We start from the raw sequence: 20,526 nt of genomic DNA on the forward strand, positions 1-20,526 counted from the left end.
ACCTCGTGTTAAAGGAATCTTTACCTCATGTTAAAGGAATGTTATACTCCATATACAAATTAAAGGCCAAAATGTTAAAATGTGATTTATAAAACCTAGCTTAGCAATCCTTTTTTATTTAATACATGGATGATATTAAACACCTGATAGGTAAAGAATTACAGGATTTTGAAAGTAAGTTCGCAGATTCAGTAAAAAGTCATGTGCCATTGCTGGACAGGATCATGCATTACATTGTGAAGCGCAAGGGAAAGCAGATCAGGCCCATGTTTGTTTTATTATCAGCAAAACTTTTCAGCGACAATATCCAGGAGAGTACCTACCGTGCAGCAGCACTGGTAGAATTACTACATACTGCGACACTGGTGCATGATGACGTGGTGGATGACGCCAACGAACGCCGGGGTCTCTTTTCTATCAACGCTTTATGGAAAAATAAAATAGCTGTACTGGTCGGCGACTATCTGCTGTCCAAAGGCCTGCTGCTATCCCTTAATAACAATGACTTCCGAACTTTACAGATATTATCTGAAGCGGTGAAAGAAATGAGTGAGGGGGAATTACTGCAAATTGAAAAAACCCGTAAACTGAATATCAAGGAAGACATTTATTTCGAGATCATCCGTCGCAAAACGGCCTCATTACTGGCCTCAGCCTGCGCTGCAGGCGCATGGAGCAGCAGCAATGATGAACATACCACGGAACAAATGCGCCTTTTCGGAGAGAAAGTAGGTGTCGCCTTTCAAATAAAGGATGACCTGTTCGATTATGGTTCCGCTAAAATCGGTAAACCTACCGGTATTGATATCCGCGAGAAAAAAATGACCCTTCCACTCATCTATACCCTGGAACATGCCTCCACAGAAACCAGGAGAAAAATTATTAACATAGTAAAAAATCATAATACCGATAAAGACCGCGTAGAAGAAGTCATCCGCCTCGTAAAAGCATCCGGAGGGATTGATTACACCAGGCAAAAAATGTTTGAATACCGCGATGAAGCCCTTACCATTTTAAATAAGTTCCCTGAAAATGCTGTCAGAAACGGACTGGAATCTCTTGTTAGATTTACAACTGACAGAACATTTTAGAAAGAATAAAAAATAATGTAATATGCGGAAGAAGCGGATAGCTTAAGCCTTTAAAATAAAATAATGCAAAAACGCTGGACAGTAAAGGCATATCAACCAAATCAGGAACAGTTACTACAGTCATCATTGCGTATACACCCGTTGCTATGCCGGTTATTAGTACAACGTAGTGTAACCAACTTTGAGGCTGCCCGGCAATTTTTTCGCCCTACGCTTGAAGATCTCCATGATCCATGGAAGATGAAAGATATGGATAAAGCCATTTCACGTATAGAACTGGCTTTCTTCCAACATGAAAAAATACTGATTTACGGAGATTATGATGTAGATGGTACTACGGCAGTAGCTACTGTGTACGCTTTTCTACAGAAACTCTACAGCAATATTGAATTTTATATCCCGCACCGCTACCGTGAGGGCTACGGTATCTCCATGCAGGGCATTGAATATGCCCGGGACAATGATTTCAGCCTGATTATAGCCCTGGACTGTGGTATTAAATCTATAGAACATATTACAGTGGCGAAAGAATGGGGAATAGACTTCATTATCTGTGACCATCACCTTCCCGATGCTATATTACCTCCGGCAGTAGCCATTCTGAATCCGAAACAGGCAGACTGTCCCTATCCTTACAAAGAGTTAAGCGGGTGTGGTATCGGTTATAAGCTGATCTGTGCTTTTGCTCAAAAAAGAGGATTACCATCTGCCGAGGCCAATAAATTCCTCGATCTGGTAGCCACCAGCATTGCGGCAGATATTGTTCCCATGACCGGAGAGAACCGGATACTGGCTTTTCATGGTCTCATAAAAGTAAATGAAGATCCGCTGCCAGGCATCAAAGCGCTGATTACCCTCAGTGCGTTAAAAGAAAAGTTAACCATTGCCAACCTGGTATTCGTGATTGCCCCGCGTGTAAATGCGGCCGGCAGAATGGATGATGCCCGGAAGGCGGTCAACCTTTTTATAGAAAATGATGTGGAAAAAGCAGCCGCTATTGCTGCCGTATTACACGCAGATAATTTCGACAGAAAAGAAATTGACAGCAACATTACCCAGGAAGCAATTTTGCTCCTGCAAAATGATGTGGACATTGCCAACAGAAAATCAACTGTCCTGTACCAGGCCCACTGGCATAAGGGAGTAGTAGGAATTGTTGCGTCCAGGTTGATTGATAAATATTACTATCGCCCCACAATTATTCTCACACAATCAAACGATAAGGTAGCAGGGTCCGCACGCTCTGTTATGGGCTTTAACGTATATGAAGCCATTCACCAGTGTAAAGATTTGCTGGAAAACTATGGCGGACATTTTTATGCTGCAGGGATGACCCTCAAAACAGAAAATGTAAAAGCCTTCCAGGAACGTTTTGAAGAAGTAGTGGCCAGGACCATACACCCGGATCAACTGGTGCCGGAAATAGTGATTGATTCAGAAATTCATTTCTCCGACATCACGCCGGCGTTTTTTAATATTCTTAAACAATTTGAACCCTTGGGACCAGAAAATCTGCGCCCTGTTTTCCTGGCCAGAAATCTTGTAGACAACGGTTATTCCAAGATTGTAAAAGATGAGCACATTAAATTTTCTGTAAAACAGGGGAGATATGGCCCCACCATGTCCGGGATTGGCTTTTATATGGCGGAAAAATTCCCTGTAATGGCTGGCAAAAAACCTTTTGACATGGTATTTTCGCTGGATGAAAATGAATGGAACGGTCAAACCTCTCTCCAACTAAAAGTAATTGATATCAGAATCGGAAATAATTGATTTTTATTCAGATATTTTGTTCCGGTGAGTCCCCCTCCTGAGGCAAAATATCTGAATAAAAATCAACCGATTATTTATGCTGCTTTAACAACCAGGTATATACATCGGCATTGGCGTAGGTGCGTGTCCAGGCATCATGGCCGCCGTTAGGATACTCTGTATACTGCACATTTCCTCCAATTGCTTTCAGGGCTTTCACCAGCGTCCGCGAATTCTCCACATTTACAGTTGGATCATCTGCTGAATGGAAAACCCATATAGGCATTGTTTTCAACGCCGGCATACGATTTACATCCCCACCTCCGGAAATTGGAATAATAGCGGCAAATTTTTCAGGATGAGCAGAACTCCAATCCCATGTTCCATATCCGCCCATACTTAAACCTGTCAGATAAATCCGGTTGGGATCCACGTGATACTTAGCCAGTACTTCTTTGTAGAGCACATCAAGATATTGTGGATTCCACCAGCCACTTAAACATTGTGGTGCAATCATCACAAAAGGCTTTCCATTCACGACCTTTACCAGGCCTACATTTCTCAGCACATTAATATCATTCCCCATTTCTCCAACCCCGTGCAGGAAGATGACAACCGGCCACTTATGGCTTTTCTCGCTGTTATAAGTACTTGGAATATATAGCAGATAGTTGCTGATATTCCCACCCTTTGTGTCGATTTTTTGTACGGTGATACCGGCCGTTTGCTGGGGAAAAGTGTCCCCTGCCGGTGGTGGCGTTACAGGTGTGGTTGTTACCGGTGGATTTGTTGCAACTGGTTGTGTGGTTTCTGTTTTCGAACAGGAAAAAAGTGCGAGCGTACTCAACACAAAGACATGGCTTAAAATCTTAATTGCTCTTTTTTTCATATAACTACTATAAACTAAAAATCCCCCGGCAATATGCCAGGGGATAGGTTTTACAATATTTTTCTCCTGCTTTATTTAATACTATCTGCAGTTTCAGGGGTTGCTGCAAATAAAAACTAAAAAAACAGGAAATGAAATACTTTTTTTATTGTGCAGTTATCTTACTTTTTACTTTCTTTCTCCCATCAGTTCCACGCTTCTATTGACAAATGCGGTAAGATCCGCTCCTGTTAATAAATTCTGCGATAATAGTGCCAGATCCGCCAGATTCTTTATCTGTTTCTGTTGCAATGTATTATCACTTTCCTTCAGTATCTGTGTATATACCGGGTGATTCGCATTCACCGTCATACTTATTTCGTCAGGCATATTGACATACCAGCTCATTCCACCACCGCCCATAGCCGCCATGTCTTTCATACGGCGCATCAATTCCGGACGGGTAACAATAACTGGTTGTGCATCAGTACTCAAACCTTTCATTTCTACTTTGATGTTAGGTTGGGTAACCTGCGCACCAAACAATTCTTTCAGTGTACCTTCCTGCTCCTGCGATAATACAGTGGTGGTGTTCTCGTCTTTATCTATCAGGTTATCTGCAATATCTGCGTCCACGCGGGTGAAAGAAACATTATCCCACTTCATTTCCATATTGTTGATGAAAGCGGCATCTACCATGGTTTCCATCTTCACTACGAGGAAGCCCTTATTTTTTGCTGCCTGTACATAGCTGTCCTGCTGTACCGGGTTAGTAGCATAGAGTACCACCAGCTTCTGCTCCTTATTGGTTTGCAGTGCTGCCGCTGCAGTACGGTATTCTTCCTGGGTATAAAATTTACCACCGGCTACATCTTCCATTATCAGGAATTTGTTGGCTTTGTCCATGAACTTGTCATCGGTCATCATACCGTATTTCACAAAAAGACCAATGGAATCCCATTTATCTTCAAAAGAAGCACGGTCATTACGGAAAATTTCATCCAGTTTATCCGCTACCTTCTTAGTGATATGTGCGTTGATTTTCTTTACATTCGGATCTCCCTGCAGGTAGCTGCGACTCACGTTCAGCGGAATATCCGGGCTATCGATCACACCATGCAGCAACATCAGGAATTCAGGAACAATGTCCTTTACTTCATCCGTTACATATACCTGGTTGGAGTACAGATTGATCTTATCTTTCTGCATCTCGTAGCTCTTGTTAATTTTCGGGAAGTACAGGATACCAGTAAGATTAAAAGGATAATCCACATTCAGATGAATCCAGAATAACGGTGCTTCTGCGTATGGATATAATTCCTTGTAAAAATTCTGGTAATCTTCTGTGGTCAGTTCACTTGGTTTCTTAGTCCATGCAGGGCTGGTATTGTTAATCTGTGTACCTTCAAAAGTAACCGGAACGGGCAGGAACTTACAGAACTTCTCCAGGATAGAACGGATGCGGCCATCTTCCAGGAATTCTTCACTTTCTTCGTTGATATACATCACGATTTCAGTACCCCTGTCAGCTTTGCTGGTTTCTTCCAGTTCATATTCCGGGCTGCCATCGCATTCCCAGCGAACCGCTGTGGCATCCTCTTTCCAGGATTTGGAGAAGATTTCCACTTTGCTGCTCACCATGAAAGAAGAATAAAAACCAAGACCAAAATGTCCGATGATATTAGTACCATTCTCTTGCCCTTTGTACTTCTTCAGGAACTCTTCCGCGCCTGAAAATGCCACCTGGTTAATATATTTATCCACTTCTTCTGCAGTCATACCTATACCATGATCTGCAATGGTAATCGTCTTTTTCTCCTTATCTACTCTTACATCAATCGCAATGTCGCCCAGATCTCCTTTAAACTCCCCTACACTGGCTAAGGTCTTTAATTTCTGGGTAGCATCCACGGCATTGCTTACCAGCTCGCGGATAAAAATTTCATGATCGGAATACAGGAACTTCTTAATAATTGGGAATATGTTCTCTGTTTGAACACGTATTGCACCTTTTTGCATTGGTTATCTGATTTTTTTCGTGAACATTTTTCAAAGTGTGTGCCAGCAGGGTTATACTGACAAGATGACAAGACACAAATTAAAAAAATATAAAATATAAATACAGCAGACTGTGAATATACAGAACCTATACTTGCCCGCACAAAATTTTATCAGAAATGAGGACTACTATTTTCCCGTTCTCCTATTTGTTACTGAACCTACGCAAGCATAGCATTCATATAACAATATGATATAGTTAAGGATCTTAACTATTAACAAAAAAATCATATGAAGGATGGTATGAATTCCGTAGATTTAAGATACCGAAATCTGATTACCCCTTTTCTAAAAACATACTATGGAAAAACCTCTATTCTCTTTATTATTTATTGGTATTCTTATTTGTAACACCGTGGTTGGGCAAACTAATCCAGGGGCAAGGCCATTGCCATATCAACAGGATTTTGACGCCCTTCCTTCTTCTGCCACTACCTACCCGGACGGATGGCAGGGATGGTTGTTAACAGGCGCACCTTCCGGCAATTTTAACACCGCAGCACCTTCTGGTGACAAACCACTGATAGCCAATGGCAGCGCATCATCCACTGCTAATGGTGTATACAACTACACCGGTAAACTTGGATTCTTAAACAGCGGTAGTGCGGATAATGCACTGGTACTTTCTGTCAACACCGGCGGGCAGCAAAATGTACAACTGAGCTACGATGTAATGACTATCAGGAATCCTTACGATGGCAATTCAAACACACGTGTAAATGAAGTGATTGTACAATATCGTATAGGCGATACCGGTAGTTTTATCAATATCGGAGAAACAGCTTATCAGAACGACACTATTACACAAACCGGATCGGGTGTTACCCTACCACAGCATGCTGTCAATAAATCAGTGCTGTTACCCCCCGCCTGTAACAACCAGGCGCTGGTGCAGTTACGCTGGGTAAACCGACAGATCAGCGGAGCTGGCTCCAGACCTGGATTTGCCATTGATAATATACTGGCAAACGGATCTGGCAGTGATACTACCTCACCTGTTATCAGCAACCTGGTTCCGGCCAATGCTGCGGTGGGGGTATCTCCGGTAACATCTCCCCAGATTACCTTCAGTGAAAATATACAGGCAGGTAGTGGATTCATTTTCCTGCACAACAGTAACACGGGTACAACAGACAGTTTGGCTATAAATAATGTTGCGGTAATTATTAGTAATAATGTTCTCACTATTAAAAAAATACTGCAACCTAACCGGCATTATTATATTACAGCAGATAGCGGTCTGATAAAAGACCTGTCAGGCAATGCGTTTGCAGGCATCAGCGACAGCACGCAATGGGGCTTTGCCACCGGCAGTCAGGAACTCAGCTATTCCTTTAACGACTGTACACCCAGTGGCAACAGTGTCCTTAGCGGAGGTTTTACCCAGTACAGTGTAAGCGGCGCACAACTATGGGGCTGCACCACTTTTGGTCAAAATAACAGCAATGGCATACAGATCAATGGTTATAGCGGAGGTCCGGTTGAGAATGAAGACTGGCTGATTTCTCCGGCCTTTGATCTGACAAGTTTACATTTTCCACTGTTACAATTCAGCAGTCGTACTGCCTTTGCTGGTCCATCCCTTAGCCTCCGTGTATCTACCAACTATACTGGTAATGGCGATCCGCGGCTGGCCACCTGGACGACCATCAATGGCCGCTTTCCTGATGCCGGCAGTGATGCATGGAAATTATCTTCCGGTATAAATCTTACGCCATTCAAACAAGACAGTGTGTACATTGCTTTTGTGTATACTTCAGGTCCATCGGTACAGGCAGCACGCTGGACGATAGACGATTTTGTACTTACAGATACCACTGCCGCACCAGCGCCTACCCTGAACAGTAGCCCCGCTACGCTTGATTTCGATTATGTGAAATCCGGACAAACATCGGAAGCACAAAGCATTCATTTCTGGGCCAATGATTTTACCAGTGACCTGAATATCAGCGCTCCTGCGGGTTTCAAAGTATCACGCAACAACAGCACCTTCAGCAACCAGGTAACCTTTACACTGGCAGACATGAATGCTGGTCCGCAGGACGTATATGTACAGTTTGCTCCTGCAGCCACCGGGCAACCTTACAACGGTACACTTAACTTTAGCAGTACAGCCTTCTCCGACCATCACATTACATTATCAGGTACTTCGCTGCGCTCTTTAAAAGTAGTTAACTGGAATATTGAATGGTTTGGCAGTCCTGCACAGAATCCCGCGAATGATAGTCTGCAGCAGGTGAATGTAACCACCGTACTTAAAAAGCTGGATGCAGACATATTTGCATTGGCAGAAGTGGTGGACACCGCGCGCTTCCGGGCAGTAGTAGCCCAGCTGCCGGGTTATAGTTATGTATTATCAGATTTTGGATCTTACGCCGACAGTTTAACAGATGTGGATTATGTGAGTGCACAGAAGCTGGCTTTTGTATATAAAACGGCTGTGATCAGGAAAATCCGGACCTACGGCATACTGAGAAAAGGCGGCAGCAGCAATGCTTATTATAACTGGTCCTCAGGACGTTTCCCTTATCTGATGGAAGCCACCGCCAAACTGGACAATGATTCGGCGCGGATACAGTTTGTATTATTACATGCCAAAGCCAATACTGGTACCAAGCCGGAAAAAATTACTTCCTGGCATCGACGTAAGGATGGCTTGAAGGAATTAAAAGACACCCTGGATCTGCAATACCCCTATAGTAATATTATTATGTTGGGAGATTTTAATGATGACTTGTCTAAAACCATCACTACGGAGTTATTACCGGATAGCACCACATCTTACATCGACTTCATGAATGACAGCATTGACTACCGGCCGCTGACGTTGCCGCTAAGTTTGTCCGGGCAGCGATCTACCATCAGCTACCCTTCAGTTATTGACAATGTCATTGCTTCCAATGAGGTCGGTGTGGCGTACCTGGCAGGCTCAGCAAGTATTCAAAGGCAGGTAGAGAAACTGGTGAGCAGTTATGGCAGCACTACTACGGATCATTACCCGGTAATGAGTCGTTATAGCTTGCCGGTATTGGCGAATCCTTTGCCTGTCACTGGTTTTGACGCCAAAGGCGATGGCAGCAAAGTATTGGTGAGCTGGCATACGCCGTATGAAATCAACAGTAAATACTTTGTGGTAGAGCGTTCCAGGAATTATCAGACTTATGAGGCCGTTGATACGATTGCTGCTCATGGCACTACCCGGGAAGCATCGGCCTATATTGCCTATGATGAGAAGCCCTGGTTCGGGTTTTCTCAGTACCGGTTAAAAATAGTGGGCCTGGATAGCAGTATCCGGTACAGCCCGGTAAAATTGATTTTCATGACTGATAGGGATCTTTTATGGAAGTTATTGTGGTGTATATTTGGCCGCCAATTGCAGTATTGGATTGACTGGCCGCGTGGTGGACCGGCAAATGTGGAGTTGATAGATGTGCAGGGGCGTGTCCGTTACCAGAGCCGTATAGAGTTGATGAAGGGCAAAAATTATAAAACTATTGATATAGGACAGTTGCCAACGGGCATTTATTTCCTGCGGGTACAGTCGGATGAACAGGTGCAGGTTAGCAAGATTCTCGTTAACCACTGATCTTTTTGAAAAAACCATGCAAACGAGATGCCGCCCTGGGCCACCGGGGCGGCTTTTTATATCCTATTCATTTGACTATCAATAAAATACACATACATCGCAAGATATTTAGGGAATAACGGGCCAATCGCGTGGAAATAAGGAATAGTTCAGTATCTTTGCGGTCCTAATTTTTTAATTAAACCATTTAAAACAGGGAATTATGAACTACGAATTGATGGTGATCTTTACCCCTGTGCTTTCCGAGGACGACTACAAAGCCGCCCAGAAGAAATTCGCTGATATCATTAAAGATAACGGCGGAGAAATCACGCACGAAAATCCCTGGGGATTAAGATCACTGGCGTATCCTATCCGGAAGAAAACTACAGGAATGTATGTTGTTCTGGAATACAATGCGCCATCCGACCTCAATGAGAAGCTGAAAATCCAGCTGAATCGCGATGAAAATGTATTACGTCACATGGTTACTGCGCTGGATAAGCACGCTGTTACTTACAACGGCCGCAAAAGACATGGCGTAAATGCTGAATCTAAAACCACTGAAGCTTAAAACTATGGCAGTTAAACCGAAACAAGAAATCAAGTACTTAACGGCCGTAAAAACCGAGAAACGTCAGAAGAAATACTGCCGTTTCAAGAAGTTGGGCATCAGGTACGTAGATTACAAAGACGCGGAGTTTTTGAAGAAATTTTTGAACGATCAAGGCAAAATGTTGCCACGTCGTATTACGGGTAACTCCCTGAAATTTCAGCGTAAAGTAGCCCAGGCTATTAAGAAAGCTCGTCAAATGGCTTTATTGCCTTATGTTACTGACCTTTTAAAGTAAGAAGTTATGCAAATTATCTTAATACAAGACGTAGATAACCTGGGTCAGAAGAATGAACTGGTTAGCGTAAAAAATGGTTACGCCAGGAATTTTCTGATTCCTCAGAAATTTGCAGTGGAAGCAAGCCCTTCTAACATGAAGCAACTGCAGGAACGCCTGAAGGTGCAGAAAGTGAAAGAAGAGAAACTGCTGGCTGAAATTGCGAAAGTAGTGGAAGTTCTGAAAGCTTCTCCTGTTAAAATTGGCGCTAAAACCGGTACTTCCGGTAAAATATTCGGTAGCGTAACTGGTGTTCAGATTGCACGTGCAATTAAAGAACAGAAAGGTTATGAAATCGACCGTCGCCGCATCCACATCCTGGATGACGTTAAAGAACTGGGTACATACAAAGCTCGCCTCGATTTCGGTAAAGGCAACGAAACCGAACTGGAATTTGAAGTAGTAGCTGAGTAATATTCCAACTTGTTGGAAAAAGAAACTTCCCGGGCTGATTCAGTCCGGGATTTTTTTTGTGTCCGCATGATCGCATATCTGTTCCGTTAGCCAATCAACCACCGGAAAACTCAAATCTTATTAGTATTTTCATACCCTTATTCCGCCATGAGTATGAAAAATGTTATCTACTGTTTATTTATCGTTATCGCTGTTTCAGCCTGTAGTACCAATAAATACAAGGCAGCCGTTCCCCGCCTGACGACTATTGGTATCCGTGGCGACAGCATCCCCCAATATACTTTTCACTATGATGCTGCAGGCAATCTGCAGGAACTGGTGCATCATGAACAGTTGAATGATACCAACGTCAGCACTTTCTTTTACGATAGTTCCCATCGCATTACCGGAATGACATTATCCAGCCGGGATACCAACACCAACAAAGTACAGGAACGCGCCAAGGTAACCGCCTGGGATGAAGAAGGCAATGTAACTGCCATACAATATTTCGATGCCCAGGAGCGTCCTTTACGTTCTGCCAGTATCCGCTGGAAAAAAGGCCTGCCGGAAGTAATGAAATATTCTGATTCCACACAGGCCATCAGCTGGAGCTACAAAAAGGGAAATCCTGAACGGAAAGATATCTGCATTGATACCTTTGCCGGTAAGCAAAAAGATACCCTGATTACTTTGCGAACCGCCCACTATGAGTGGGATGATTCTATTAATCCTATGCATTCGATTTTAAACCAGTTGCTCATCAGCCATGCGGTAGCACCGGTTATTCATCTGAGCCCAATGGGAGACCTTAACAATGCCTTTCTACATTTGAGTACCAATAATCCTTCCCTGGTGAAGATTACAGAAAAGGAAAAATCCATTTATCAGCAACATTTCCAGGAGTATGAACGTTCCACAGTTGTTCAATACACTTATAATTACAATGGTAACGGATATCCCACCGGAGCATGGGTACACCTGCACAGTGAAGGTTTCACCAAACAGGATATAGATACCGAGTTCATAATGGAATATCGCTACGAGTAAAGCGTTATTGGTGTTTTTTCATTAACTTTTAGGAGATGAAAATCACAGACCGACTTAAAATAATGCCGGTTACACTGCTGCTGATTGGTATAAATGTGGGAATATTCCTGTTTACCATCCTGACAGGAATGGATATATGGTGGGGAAATGGTACACAACTGTTGCACTGCGGTGCCAACTACTGGCCTTTGACCATCCATCATCAGGAGTATTGGCGATTATTAAGCAGTATGTTTTTGCATGCCGGATTATGGCACCTTTTTACCAATATGCTGGGATTGTTCATTGGCGGTTTTTTCCTGGAGCCCGTATTACGTAGTCTCCGGTATAGTGGAGCTTATATCATTACCGGTCTTTTATCCGACTATGTCAGTATCTGGTTTCATAAAAGTGCAGTGGGAGTAGGTGCATCCGGAGCTATTTTTGGCATTTACGGGGTGTTTCTGGCATTGTTGACAACATCTCTCTTTCATCGGGAAACACGTAAGGCTTTCCTGGCTTATATAGGCTTATTTATAGTATTAAACGTAATAGCTGCGGTTATCTCGCAAGGAGTGGATAACGCGGCACACCTGGCTGGCTTTCTGAGTGGCACCCTTATCGGGTATCTTTTCTTCTTCACTTTAACAAAAGCAGATGGAGAAAGACTATCCGTCTAAGCATCCTCACAAAGTCTAAATACTTACATTTGTACACTTAAATGCGACAAAAGATGATGAATAAGTTATGGTTCCTGCTATGTGCTGCCACTATATTGGTAGTTGGCTGCAAAAATAAACAGGCAGGCAATACTACTACCGCAGCCAACGACTCTACACCACCAGCCATTCATAATGTCCCTGACGATACTCTTCAGATGGGGAATAAAACATTTTTTGTCTACTTTATTGAGAAAAAAGATTTTGACAAATATCCTCTCCCTCCGGTAGATTCCAACGAAACAGATGTGCTGGCAAAAGATACCCTCGTAAAACGGGAAGGTACCCGGCTCACCATTCAACTGCAAAATGGCAAGCAAAGAGTGATGGCCAACAATAGCAGCGAAGGAGAAGACTATATCGGATACACCTATGCCGCCAATTATCCCGTTATTAAAAGAAAAGGATTTTTTGTTACCTATTATGAAGGCAGTGCTTTTGAACTGGTGAATGCATTAAACGGAGACTCCATGATGACCTGGTCTGCTCCTGCAATTTCGCCCGACAAAAAATATATCATCACCTCCTCTATGGACCTTGTGGCTGCCTTTGATCCAAATGGATTTCAATTGTATTCCGTCAATAATAATGATATCAAACCTGTGGGAGAAGTGAGCCTGACTGACTGGGGTCCCGGTATGGTGCAATGGATTAATAACAAAACAATACTGTCCGAATATATTACCATCGATGAAGAAGGAAATACGCAAATACAGTACGTAAAAATGGTGATGCAATAGAGACTATTTAGTATATTTAAATAGCAATCACCAAAATCAAATCCACGCTATACATGAAAAAACTGATCATCTCTGGATTATTGCTGGCATTCACCTTTTCCTATACAGCATTTGCTACGAATATACCCGTCAATACGCTGTTTCAGGCACCCACGATGAATATAGATGGCACGGCCAGTTCCATTGTAAGTAAGCTGGATAAATCGCTGCAGCTAACGGCTGTACAAAAGCCGAAATTACTCAATATTGTAACGGGCTATTTAAAACAAAAAATAGCTATTCAACCGTTGCAACAAAGTAATCTGAAAGCATATACTACCAAGATGAACAGCATGCAAAATGGCCTGCAATCAAAATTAAAACCATTGCTTACCCTCACACAGTACACAGAGTACCTTGGTTTGAAACCAAAGTCATATGATGAAACAAATGTTTTGTCAAACTTGTACTACTGAGCGAAAAGCAAAAGACATAAAGTAAAAAGCTATTGAAGCGAATGAATAAAGTGGATATTGTTCCGCTCTAATCATTCGCTTCAATAGCTTTTTACTTTATGTCTTTTGTTTTTCGCTGCTTAAACAATAATTTGTCTGTCGCGGGCTACAATCCTCCAGTTGGCTGTAACCGTATTTCCTTCCGCCACATAGGCCTTTTCGTATAAAGCTACCGTAGGACAAATATGCAGTGGTACGCCATAAAACACAGTGCCTACCGGATATAATGCAGCATCTGTGACTTTGAGTACCAGGTGTTCTTCACTTTGCGATACTGGTTCTGCTGCCGGTGCATTGAGGAAATGTACCCTTGGCTGCGGGCTTTCAGCCGCCACCGATTTATGCCCCAGGTCCAGGCAAATATGCGTTTCATCGATGACAGAAATTACCCGGCTGATCACCAGCGCGGCCCATTTAAATACTTGCTCCGGCAAGTTTCTGCCATATCCCCAATCCCAGAAAATAAAAGTACCCGGGCTGCATTGAATATCTTTTCTTTTTGCATGCACCGGAAAAGTAGGACTGCCTCCGGCAATAATAACCGGCTGCGGAAGGCCACTGGCAACTATCTGCTCCGCCAGTGCAGCTACCGGTGCATAGGCAGTATCACATTTCTCTTTCCGTATATCCATATCCGTATCATGAATATGACCATCATAGGCATGTAGCCCTACCGGTGTTATTCCCGGTAAAGTATGCAGGTACTTATATAGCTCCAGTGCTGCTGCTCCAGGTTTGATACCCGTGCGGTTCATTCCTATATTCAAATCCATATATACCGGTAAACGGCGTCCCTGTGCGGCAAATATACCGCTGATCGCCAGTGCTGCATCCGGATTATCCGTAATACACGAAAAAGATGTTTGAGGATATTTCTGTACCAGTTCCAGCAAACGTACAATCTTTGGCCCTACCGGCTGATACGCCAGTAATACATCTGAAGCATTTATCATTCCCAGCATTTCTGCTTCTGCTATGGTGGCACATTTAAAACGCTGTATGCCCGCTTCCTGCATCAGTTGAGCCACTTCCGCAATTTTATTTGTTTTTACGTGTGGGCGTAACCGTTGTATATCATCGATCATCGTTTTTAGCAACGCAATATTCTCTGCTACCCTATCTTTATAAACAACAACAGCCGGAGAGTCAACTTGCGCGGCGTTTGTAAGCTGATACCATTCCATGAAAAAAAAATTTATGCTAATTTATTTTATCGTTTCCCTGTACGCAGACGAAAGGAATATAATTACGTATACACGTCTTCGTTATACCACCAAACTTAACAGCAAGCAACCGATCAACCCTGTAACAGAAACAATCGTTTCCATCACTGACCATGTTTTGATGGTATCCTTCACCGACAAGTTAAAGTATTCCTTGAACATCCAGAAACCTGCATCATTTACATGTGAAAACATCAGGCTGCCTGCTCCGGTAGCCAGCACCATCAGATTGGGATTTACCCCGGAAGCTGCTATCATAGGCGCTACAATACCAGCAGTAGTTAATCCTGCTACCGTAGCAGATCCAATACATACCCGTATAATAGCTGCAATCCCCCAGGMCAGTAACAGCGGATGCAGGTGCATGGTCTGTAAGGTATCAGCAATATAACTGCTTACCTTACTATCATGCAATAACTGTGTAAGCGCACCGGAACCACCTATTACAAGAATAATAACGGCCACATCTCTTACCGCTTCATCCATAATACCCATTACTTTTTTTGCCGGCATTCCTCTTCCCAATCCTAATAAATACATGCCATTTAATACGGCCAGTAACATCACAATCAATGGTTCTCCCAGCCAACTGGCTATGTGATAAATGATATCATCTTCCCTTACAAATACTTTCACCAGCGCTGTTGCTGCCAGTAAAAATACAGGTAACAATGCCGCAAAGAGACTGGTGAACATACCAGGTAACTGCTCTTCCGGAATGGGAGCCCCCACAAACATTTTTCCCGGAGGATTCGTGTAATGCTTAAGAAAACGGGAAAATACCGGCCCTGCCAATATAATAGCAGGTATCGCCACCATAATTCCAAATACCAACGTCATCCCCATATTAGCGTGAAACTGCTGCACCAGTGCAGTCGGTGAAGGATGCGGTGGTAAATAACCATGAGTAACAGATAAAGAAGCTAGCATAGGAATACCCAGGTATACCACCGGCAATTTGGTACGTGCTGCCACCGTAAAAATCAGCGGCACCATTAACACAAATCCAATATTATAAAACAAGGGAATACCCACAATAAAGCCGGTGAGCATCAGTGACCATTGTACATATTTTGGTCCGAACAGGTTCATTAAACCACCTGCAATCTTCTGCCCTGCCCCGCTTTCCGCTACCAGCTTGCCTAACATGCTGCCAAAAACAATGACCACAATCAGCGAGCCAAGCGTTTTACCTATCCCCGTTTGAATAGATTGGGTAATGTCCGTTACATTCATATGTAACGCCAGTCCCATCAACAAAGACACTATCAGGAAAGAAAGGAAAGTATTTAGGCGCAGCCAGGTTACCAGTATGACCAGTAAAATAATAGCAGCAATAACGATTAATAAGGGCATATGCTTACTGTTTTACATGAACATGGAAAACAACAAGATAATAAAATATTATTCGTATCTCAAGGCAATGATAGGATCTAATTTAGAGGCTTTATAAGCAGGATAAAGGCCGGAAACCAATCCCACTGCGGCGCATATAGTTACACCTATTAAAATCCATAGCCAGGGTATTATAAAAGATGATTTCAGTAAAACAGACACTATATTTCCTAACAACATGCCCATAATTACACCTATCACGCCACCCATTACACTGATAATAATGGCTTCAAACAGGAACTGGGTACGCACAACGTGGCTGGTAGCACCAAGGGCTTTGGTTACACCTATTTCACGGGTACGCTCTGCCACAGATACCAGCATGATGTTCATCAGACCAATAGCCGATCCGAAAAGCGTAATAAACGCAATCACAATAGCAAACAAATTCACCTTACTCAGGCTGGCAAACAACATTTCCGCTATACTATCGCTTTTACTAATATCAAAATTATCTTCTTCATTTATAGCCAGTCCACGGATAATGCGGAAAAGCCCGATAGCCTCTCCCTGTGCAGCATCCAGCTGCTTGATGTCATTAACGTTCACCCCAATCTGGTAACTGGCACCAGGGCGGTTGAATACTCTTCGTGTGTTATTAACCGTTGTAATGACCACATTATCGGCACTCATCATTTTACTGCTCCCTTTGGTAGCCAGCACCCCAATTACCCGGTAACGGATATCTCCCACGCGAATAGTGCTGTTCACCACATTTTTCAGCTCCTTTCCAAACACTTTCTGTGCTACATCATTGCCCAGTATCGCTACATTTCTGCCAGACTGCACATCCAACGTATTAAAATCCCTCCCCTGTGAAATCTCATAATTGGAAATCTTCAGGTAGTGCTCATCTCCCCCTATTACCTGTACATTAGGATTCGTTTTCTTCTCATCCTTATATACCGTAGCAATCCCGCTAGCCTGGAAAGAAACACTAACAGTGGCCGGAAAATCATAACGATCACGGAAAGCAATCGCTTCCTGATAGGTGATAATTTTATTACTATTGGATTTCTTTACTTTCTTAATATTCTTGTTGCCTTTGGATGCTTTGTTATCATCATCTCCCATATGTACCTGCATCCCCCGGTTACGGATAGAAAAACTGTTGGCGCCCATACTGGCAAAGCTGCTGTAGATACTACTCTTCATGCTGTCTATCGCAGTAAGAATACCTACCAGTACTGTAATACCTAATGCGATAATAGCTACAGTAAGGCCTGTGCGCAATTTATTGCCAGTTACAGAACGATATGCCAGTGAAAAAATATCTCTTGATTGCATAATGACGGGTTACCTATAAAGTTAATGTAATATAGCTATTAAATCCATTCCTTTTGGGATGAACGGCTAATCATATAAAAGAGAAAGACCGAAGTAATACTTCGGTCTTTCTCTTTTATATGATTAGCTGTCAGCTGTTTACAACCAGCATAATAACAGATTCGGGAACAATCCTAATACCAGTACCAGCGCAATAGTCAGGATCAGGCCAGCTTTAAAACCACCGGAGATATTCTCCACTTCCGGTTCGCCTGTTCTAAAATACATGGCAATGATCACGCGGAAATAGTAGTACACACTGATAGCTGCGCAGAGTACTGCCAGTATCACCAGCCACAGTAAGTGACCATGCTGGATGGCAGCAGACAATACAAAGTATTTCGCAAAGAAACCAGCTGTAACAGGGATCCCTGCCAGTGAAAACAGGAACACGGCTACTGCTGCCGCCAGTAAAGGTTGCTTGCGTGCCAGTCCGTTGAATCCTTCAAAAGTATAATCCTTCAGTTTCATCAGTACGGCAAACACACCAATGGTGGCAATGCTATAGGCTGCTGAATAAAGGATAATACCCTGCGTTCCCATATTGTTCATCGCCACTATGGCAAAGAGCATAAAACCCGCTTGTGCAATACTGGAATATGCCAACATACGTTTAACACTTTGCTGAAATACGGCACTGAAGTTACCAAGTACCAGGGTGGCTGCAGTAATAATAGACAGTATCAGTGTCCAGTGTTCGCTGATGGCACCACCGGCGAAGCTGGTATGGAACATCCGCAGGAAAGCCACAAAACCACCGGCTTTTACTACGGTAGACATGAAAGCAGTAAACACAGTAGGTGAACCATCATATACATCCGGCGTCCAGAAGTGAAACGGCACCGCAGATACTTTAAAGGACAAAGCAAACACAATGAGAATGATACCGCATAACGCTAACGGATGAACGCTTTCAGCGCCCAAACCTAAAGCAGCAACATCAAACGTACCGGCTGCACCATAAATCAGGGTAATACCCATGAGCAGGATACCAGTAGAGAAAGCTCCCATCAGGAAATATTTCAGGGACGCTTCATTGCCTTTCAGGCTTTTCTTATCTGCCCCTGCCAGTATATACTGTGGGATAGACATAATTTCAATGGCCAGGAATAACATGAGCAGGTTGCTGAAAGAGGCAGCCAGCGTAATACCCGCCAGGATGAAGAAAATCAGGGCAAAATAATCACCCACATGCTCTCCTACTTTTTCAAACTCACTACCTGATAACAGGAAATATAATAAAGTGGCTCCCAATGCAACCGCATTGAATATCACACCAAATTTGGTCACTTCAATCATGCCATACATTACATATCCGCCAAGCTCCACAGACGGATACTGTGCCAGGTTAGCAATAAATGCTATTATGATGGCCGCGATGGCAAAAAATTTAATATGCTGCTTATTGCGTACAAATAAACCAACAAACATCAGTACAACGCCCGATAAAGCAGTAGAAATTAGTGCATTCATATTTTTGCGTTACAAAACCCCGTTACAAATTTTTCCACCTGTTATTTAGTAACTACTAAATATCAGAATAATTGATTTACCACTTCCGTGGTGCTGCTCACCAAATCCAGCATGGGTTTGGGATAAACACCCAGCACTATGATCATGATCACAACCAGACTCAAAGCCAGAGTTTCACCAGGCTGTAAATCTGTAGTAGTTTCGGTTAAGTCATTGCTCTGACCAAATATTACCTTCTGTATCATACCCAGGGTATAAACAGCAGCGAGGATAATACCTAATCCGGCAAATGCCATGAACCAGTGATTATATTGGAACAATCCGCTGAACATCAGGAACTCACCGATGAAACCATTAGTAAGCGGTAATCCGATGTTAGCCAGACTGATGATAACGAAGAAGATAGCCATACGCGGAGCTTTCTGTGCCATTCCGCCCAGCTGATCCATATTCTTAACACCCAAACGCTGCTGTATTACTTCTACAATGATCCACAAACCAATAATATTGATACCGTGGTTAAACATCTGCACCATTACTCCTTGCAGACTTTGTTCTGTATTAGCAAAAATAGCCGCACACATTAAACCGATGTGGGCAATGGAAGAATAGGCAATCAAACGTTTCAGGTCATTCTGCACCATCGCAATGCAGGAAGCATAGATAATACCGATGATACATAATACAATCACTACATCAGACCACATCGCAGCACCTTGCGGAATTACCGGCAACAACCAGCGGATCACACCAAATAAACCCATTTTCACCATTACACCGGAAAGGATCATGGTAACAGGTGTAGGCGATTGCTCGTAAGTATCCGGCTGCCAGGTATGGAAAGGGAAGATGGGCATTTTGATAGCAAATGCCACAAAAAAGAGCCAGAACAACCATTTCTGATCTTCCGGATTCACCTGTAAATGACTAAAGGAAGCCCAGCTGAAAGAATGATCAGGCGTCAGGGAATACAGGTAGATAATACCTACCAGCATTAACAGAGAGCCGAGGAAAGTGTATACAAAGAATTTAAACGTAACGGCTATACGTTTTTCTCCTCCCCATAAAGAGCAGAGGAAATAAACAGGTATCAGCGCGAGTTCCCAGAATATATAAAACTGCAGGGCATCAAAAGCGGTGAATACACCGGTTAAGCCGGCCTGCGATAATAACATCAAACCATAAAAACTGTTAGGCTTTTCGTAGTTGCGGTTATAAATGGTGATGAAAACAAGCAGAGAAGCAATCGCTGTCAATAAGCAAAGCATCACACCCATTCCATCTAACCCTACCCGGAATTGACTTCCCAGCTGCGGAATCCAGTTGGCAACAAAGTTCAGACTGTCAGGAGCTGTGCGGAAGGTACACCAGGTTCCTATTGCGATCACCACTGTTGCCAGCGATGAAATCATGCCCAGTACCTTTGGCCCGGACCCCTTCAGACCAAATGCGATAAGGCCTGCTATGAAAGGAATCAATATTAATAAAACTGTCAACATAATTTATCTGC

Annotated in this window: 17 protein-coding genes; 10 read left to right on the forward strand and 7 right to left on the reverse strand. The window is 43.1% G+C overall.

The features are described from left to right. The first annotated feature begins 125 nt into the window (after window positions 1-125). Window positions 126-1,091 (forward strand): polyprenyl synthetase family protein, encoded by a 966-nt coding sequence (locus AC1DCV_RS10005; protein ID WP_133806442.1) that lies wholly within the window; start codon window positions 126-128, stop codon window positions 1,089-1,091. 63 nt (window positions 1,092-1,154) lie between these two features. Continuing rightward, window positions 1,155-2,864, forward strand: a complete 1,710-nt coding sequence (recJ, locus tag AC1DCV_RS10010; protein ID WP_477023065.1) for a single-stranded-DNA-specific exonuclease RecJ — start codon at window positions 1,155-1,157, stop codon at window positions 2,862-2,864. A 70-nt stretch (window positions 2,865-2,934) separates the two neighbouring features. Here the strand turns inward: recJ and AC1DCV_RS10015 are convergent, their stop codons facing one another. Next, entirely contained in the window at window positions 2,935-3,732 is a 798-nt protein-coding gene (locus AC1DCV_RS10015) for a carboxylesterase family protein (RefSeq protein WP_477023066.1), read from the reverse strand. A gap of 168 nt (window positions 3,733-3,900) precedes the next feature. After that, the gene (gene htpG / locus AC1DCV_RS10020) at window positions 3,901-5,730 is read right to left on the reverse strand and encodes a molecular chaperone HtpG (RefSeq protein ID WP_477023067.1); all 1,830 of its coding nucleotides are present in this window, start codon (window positions 5,728-5,730) and stop codon (window positions 3,901-3,903) included. A gap of 340 nt (window positions 5,731-6,070) precedes the next feature. On the opposite strand from htpG, the gene AC1DCV_RS10025 reads away from it, so the two are divergent. The 8 genes from AC1DCV_RS10025 (at window position 6,071) to AC1DCV_RS10060 (ending at window position 13,560) form a co-directional block, all read left to right on the forward strand. Then, window positions 6,071-9,355 (forward strand): Ig-like domain-containing protein, encoded by a 3,285-nt coding sequence (locus tag AC1DCV_RS10025; protein WP_477023068.1) that lies wholly within the window; start codon window positions 6,071-6,073, stop codon window positions 9,353-9,355. 202 nt (window positions 9,356-9,557) lie between these two features. Further along, window positions 9,558-9,908 carry a 30S ribosomal protein S6 gene (gene rpsF / locus AC1DCV_RS10030; protein WP_245898643.1) on the forward strand — a complete coding sequence of 117 codons (351 nt, stop codon included), beginning with the start codon at window positions 9,558-9,560 and terminating at the stop codon, window positions 9,906-9,908. A gap of 4 nt (window positions 9,909-9,912) precedes the next feature. Further along, window positions 9,913-10,185 (forward strand): 30S ribosomal protein S18, encoded by a 273-nt coding sequence (rpsR, locus tag AC1DCV_RS10035; RefSeq protein WP_133806446.1) that lies wholly within the window; start codon window positions 9,913-9,915, stop codon window positions 10,183-10,185. 6 nt (window positions 10,186-10,191) lie between these two features. Beyond that, window positions 10,192-10,638, forward strand: a complete 447-nt coding sequence (rplI, locus tag AC1DCV_RS10040; protein WP_079469410.1) for a 50S ribosomal protein L9 — start codon at window positions 10,192-10,194, stop codon at window positions 10,636-10,638. Between the two features lie 153 nt (window positions 10,639-10,791). Beyond that, entirely contained in the window at window positions 10,792-11,667 is an 876-nt protein-coding gene (locus AC1DCV_RS10045) for a hypothetical protein (RefSeq protein WP_477023069.1), read from the forward strand. A gap of 35 nt (window positions 11,668-11,702) precedes the next feature. Next, window positions 11,703-12,326 carry a rhomboid family intramembrane serine protease gene (locus tag AC1DCV_RS10050; protein WP_477023070.1) on the forward strand — a complete coding sequence of 208 codons (624 nt, stop codon included), beginning with the start codon at window positions 11,703-11,705 and terminating at the stop codon, window positions 12,324-12,326. 53 nt (window positions 12,327-12,379) lie between these two features. Further along, window positions 12,380-13,105, forward strand: coding sequence for a hypothetical protein (locus tag AC1DCV_RS10055; protein ID WP_477023071.1), 726 nt, complete (start codon window positions 12,380-12,382; stop codon window positions 13,103-13,105). 53 nt (window positions 13,106-13,158) lie between these two features. After that, window positions 13,159-13,560, forward strand: coding sequence for a hypothetical protein (locus tag AC1DCV_RS10060; protein WP_477023072.1), 402 nt, complete (start codon window positions 13,159-13,161; stop codon window positions 13,558-13,560). 119 nt (window positions 13,561-13,679) lie between these two features. Here the strand turns inward: AC1DCV_RS10060 and AC1DCV_RS10065 are convergent, their stop codons facing one another. From AC1DCV_RS10065 to AC1DCV_RS10085, 5 genes are all read right to left on the reverse strand, one after another. Then, window positions 13,680-14,783, reverse strand: coding sequence for a D-TA family PLP-dependent enzyme (locus AC1DCV_RS10065; RefSeq protein ID WP_477023073.1), 1,104 nt, complete (start codon window positions 14,781-14,783; stop codon window positions 13,680-13,682). An 81-nt stretch (window positions 14,784-14,864) separates the two neighbouring features. Next, a complete protein-coding gene (locus tag AC1DCV_RS10070) occupies window positions 14,865-16,178 on the reverse strand; it encodes a gluconate:H+ symporter (protein ID WP_477023074.1) in 1,314 nt (437 codons plus the stop codon). 48 nt (window positions 16,179-16,226) lie between these two features. After that, a complete protein-coding gene (locus AC1DCV_RS10075) occupies window positions 16,227-17,504 on the reverse strand; it encodes an ABC transporter permease (RefSeq protein ID WP_477023075.1) in 1,278 nt (425 codons plus the stop codon). A 138-nt stretch (window positions 17,505-17,642) separates the two neighbouring features. After that, entirely contained in the window at window positions 17,643-19,016 is a 1,374-nt protein-coding gene (locus tag AC1DCV_RS10080) for an NADH-quinone oxidoreductase subunit N (RefSeq protein WP_477023076.1), read from the reverse strand. A gap of 62 nt (window positions 19,017-19,078) precedes the next feature. Further along, window positions 19,079-20,515, reverse strand: coding sequence for a complex I subunit 4 family protein (locus AC1DCV_RS10085; RefSeq protein ID WP_441573599.1), 1,437 nt, complete (start codon window positions 20,513-20,515; stop codon window positions 19,079-19,081). Window positions 20,516-20,526 lie beyond the last annotated feature (11 nt).

Source organism: Chitinophaga sp. 10T418 (genome assembly GCF_056394125.1).

Excerpts from the sequence above, each read along its gene's own strand:
- AC1DCV_RS10005 (WP_133806442.1), top strand. The coding sequence starts at position 126 with ATGGATGATATTAAACACCTGATAGGTAAAGAATTACAGGATTTTGAA.
- recJ (WP_477023065.1), top strand. The coding sequence starts at position 1,155 with ATGCAAAAACGCTGGACAGTAAAGGCATATCAACCAAATCAGGAACAG.
- AC1DCV_RS10015 (WP_477023066.1), bottom strand. The coding sequence starts at position 3,732 with ATGAAAAAAAGAGCAATTAAGATTTTAAGCCATGTCTTTGTGTTGAGT.
- htpG (WP_477023067.1), bottom strand. The coding sequence starts at position 5,730 with ATGCAAAAAGGTGCAATACGTGTTCAAACAGAGAACATATTCCCAATT.
- AC1DCV_RS10025 (WP_477023068.1), top strand. The coding sequence starts at position 6,071 with ATGGAAAAACCTCTATTCTCTTTATTATTTATTGGTATTCTTATTTGT.
- rpsF (WP_245898643.1), top strand. The coding sequence starts at position 9,558 with ATGAACTACGAATTGATGGTGATCTTTACCCCTGTGCTTTCCGAGGAC.
- rpsR (WP_133806446.1), top strand. The coding sequence starts at position 9,913 with ATGGCAGTTAAACCGAAACAAGAAATCAAGTACTTAACGGCCGTAAAA.
- rplI (WP_079469410.1), top strand. The coding sequence starts at position 10,192 with ATGCAAATTATCTTAATACAAGACGTAGATAACCTGGGTCAGAAGAAT.
- AC1DCV_RS10045 (WP_477023069.1), top strand. The coding sequence starts at position 10,792 with ATGAAAAATGTTATCTACTGTTTATTTATCGTTATCGCTGTTTCAGCC.
- AC1DCV_RS10050 (WP_477023070.1), top strand. The coding sequence starts at position 11,703 with ATGAAAATCACAGACCGACTTAAAATAATGCCGGTTACACTGCTGCTG.
- AC1DCV_RS10055 (WP_477023071.1), top strand. The coding sequence starts at position 12,380 with ATGATGAATAAGTTATGGTTCCTGCTATGTGCTGCCACTATATTGGTA.
- AC1DCV_RS10060 (WP_477023072.1), top strand. The coding sequence starts at position 13,159 with ATGAAAAAACTGATCATCTCTGGATTATTGCTGGCATTCACCTTTTCC.
- AC1DCV_RS10065 (WP_477023073.1), bottom strand. The coding sequence starts at position 14,783 with ATGGAATGGTATCAGCTTACAAACGCCGCGCAAGTTGACTCTCCGGCT.
- AC1DCV_RS10075 (WP_477023075.1), bottom strand. The coding sequence starts at position 17,504 with ATGCAATCAAGAGATATTTTTTCACTGGCATATCGTTCTGTAACTGGC.
- AC1DCV_RS10080 (WP_477023076.1), bottom strand. The coding sequence starts at position 19,016 with ATGAATGCACTAATTTCTACTGCTTTATCGGGCGTTGTACTGATGTTT.
- AC1DCV_RS10085 (WP_441573599.1), bottom strand. The coding sequence starts at position 20,515 with ATGTTGACAGTTTTATTAATATTGATTCCTTTCATAGCAGGCCTTATC.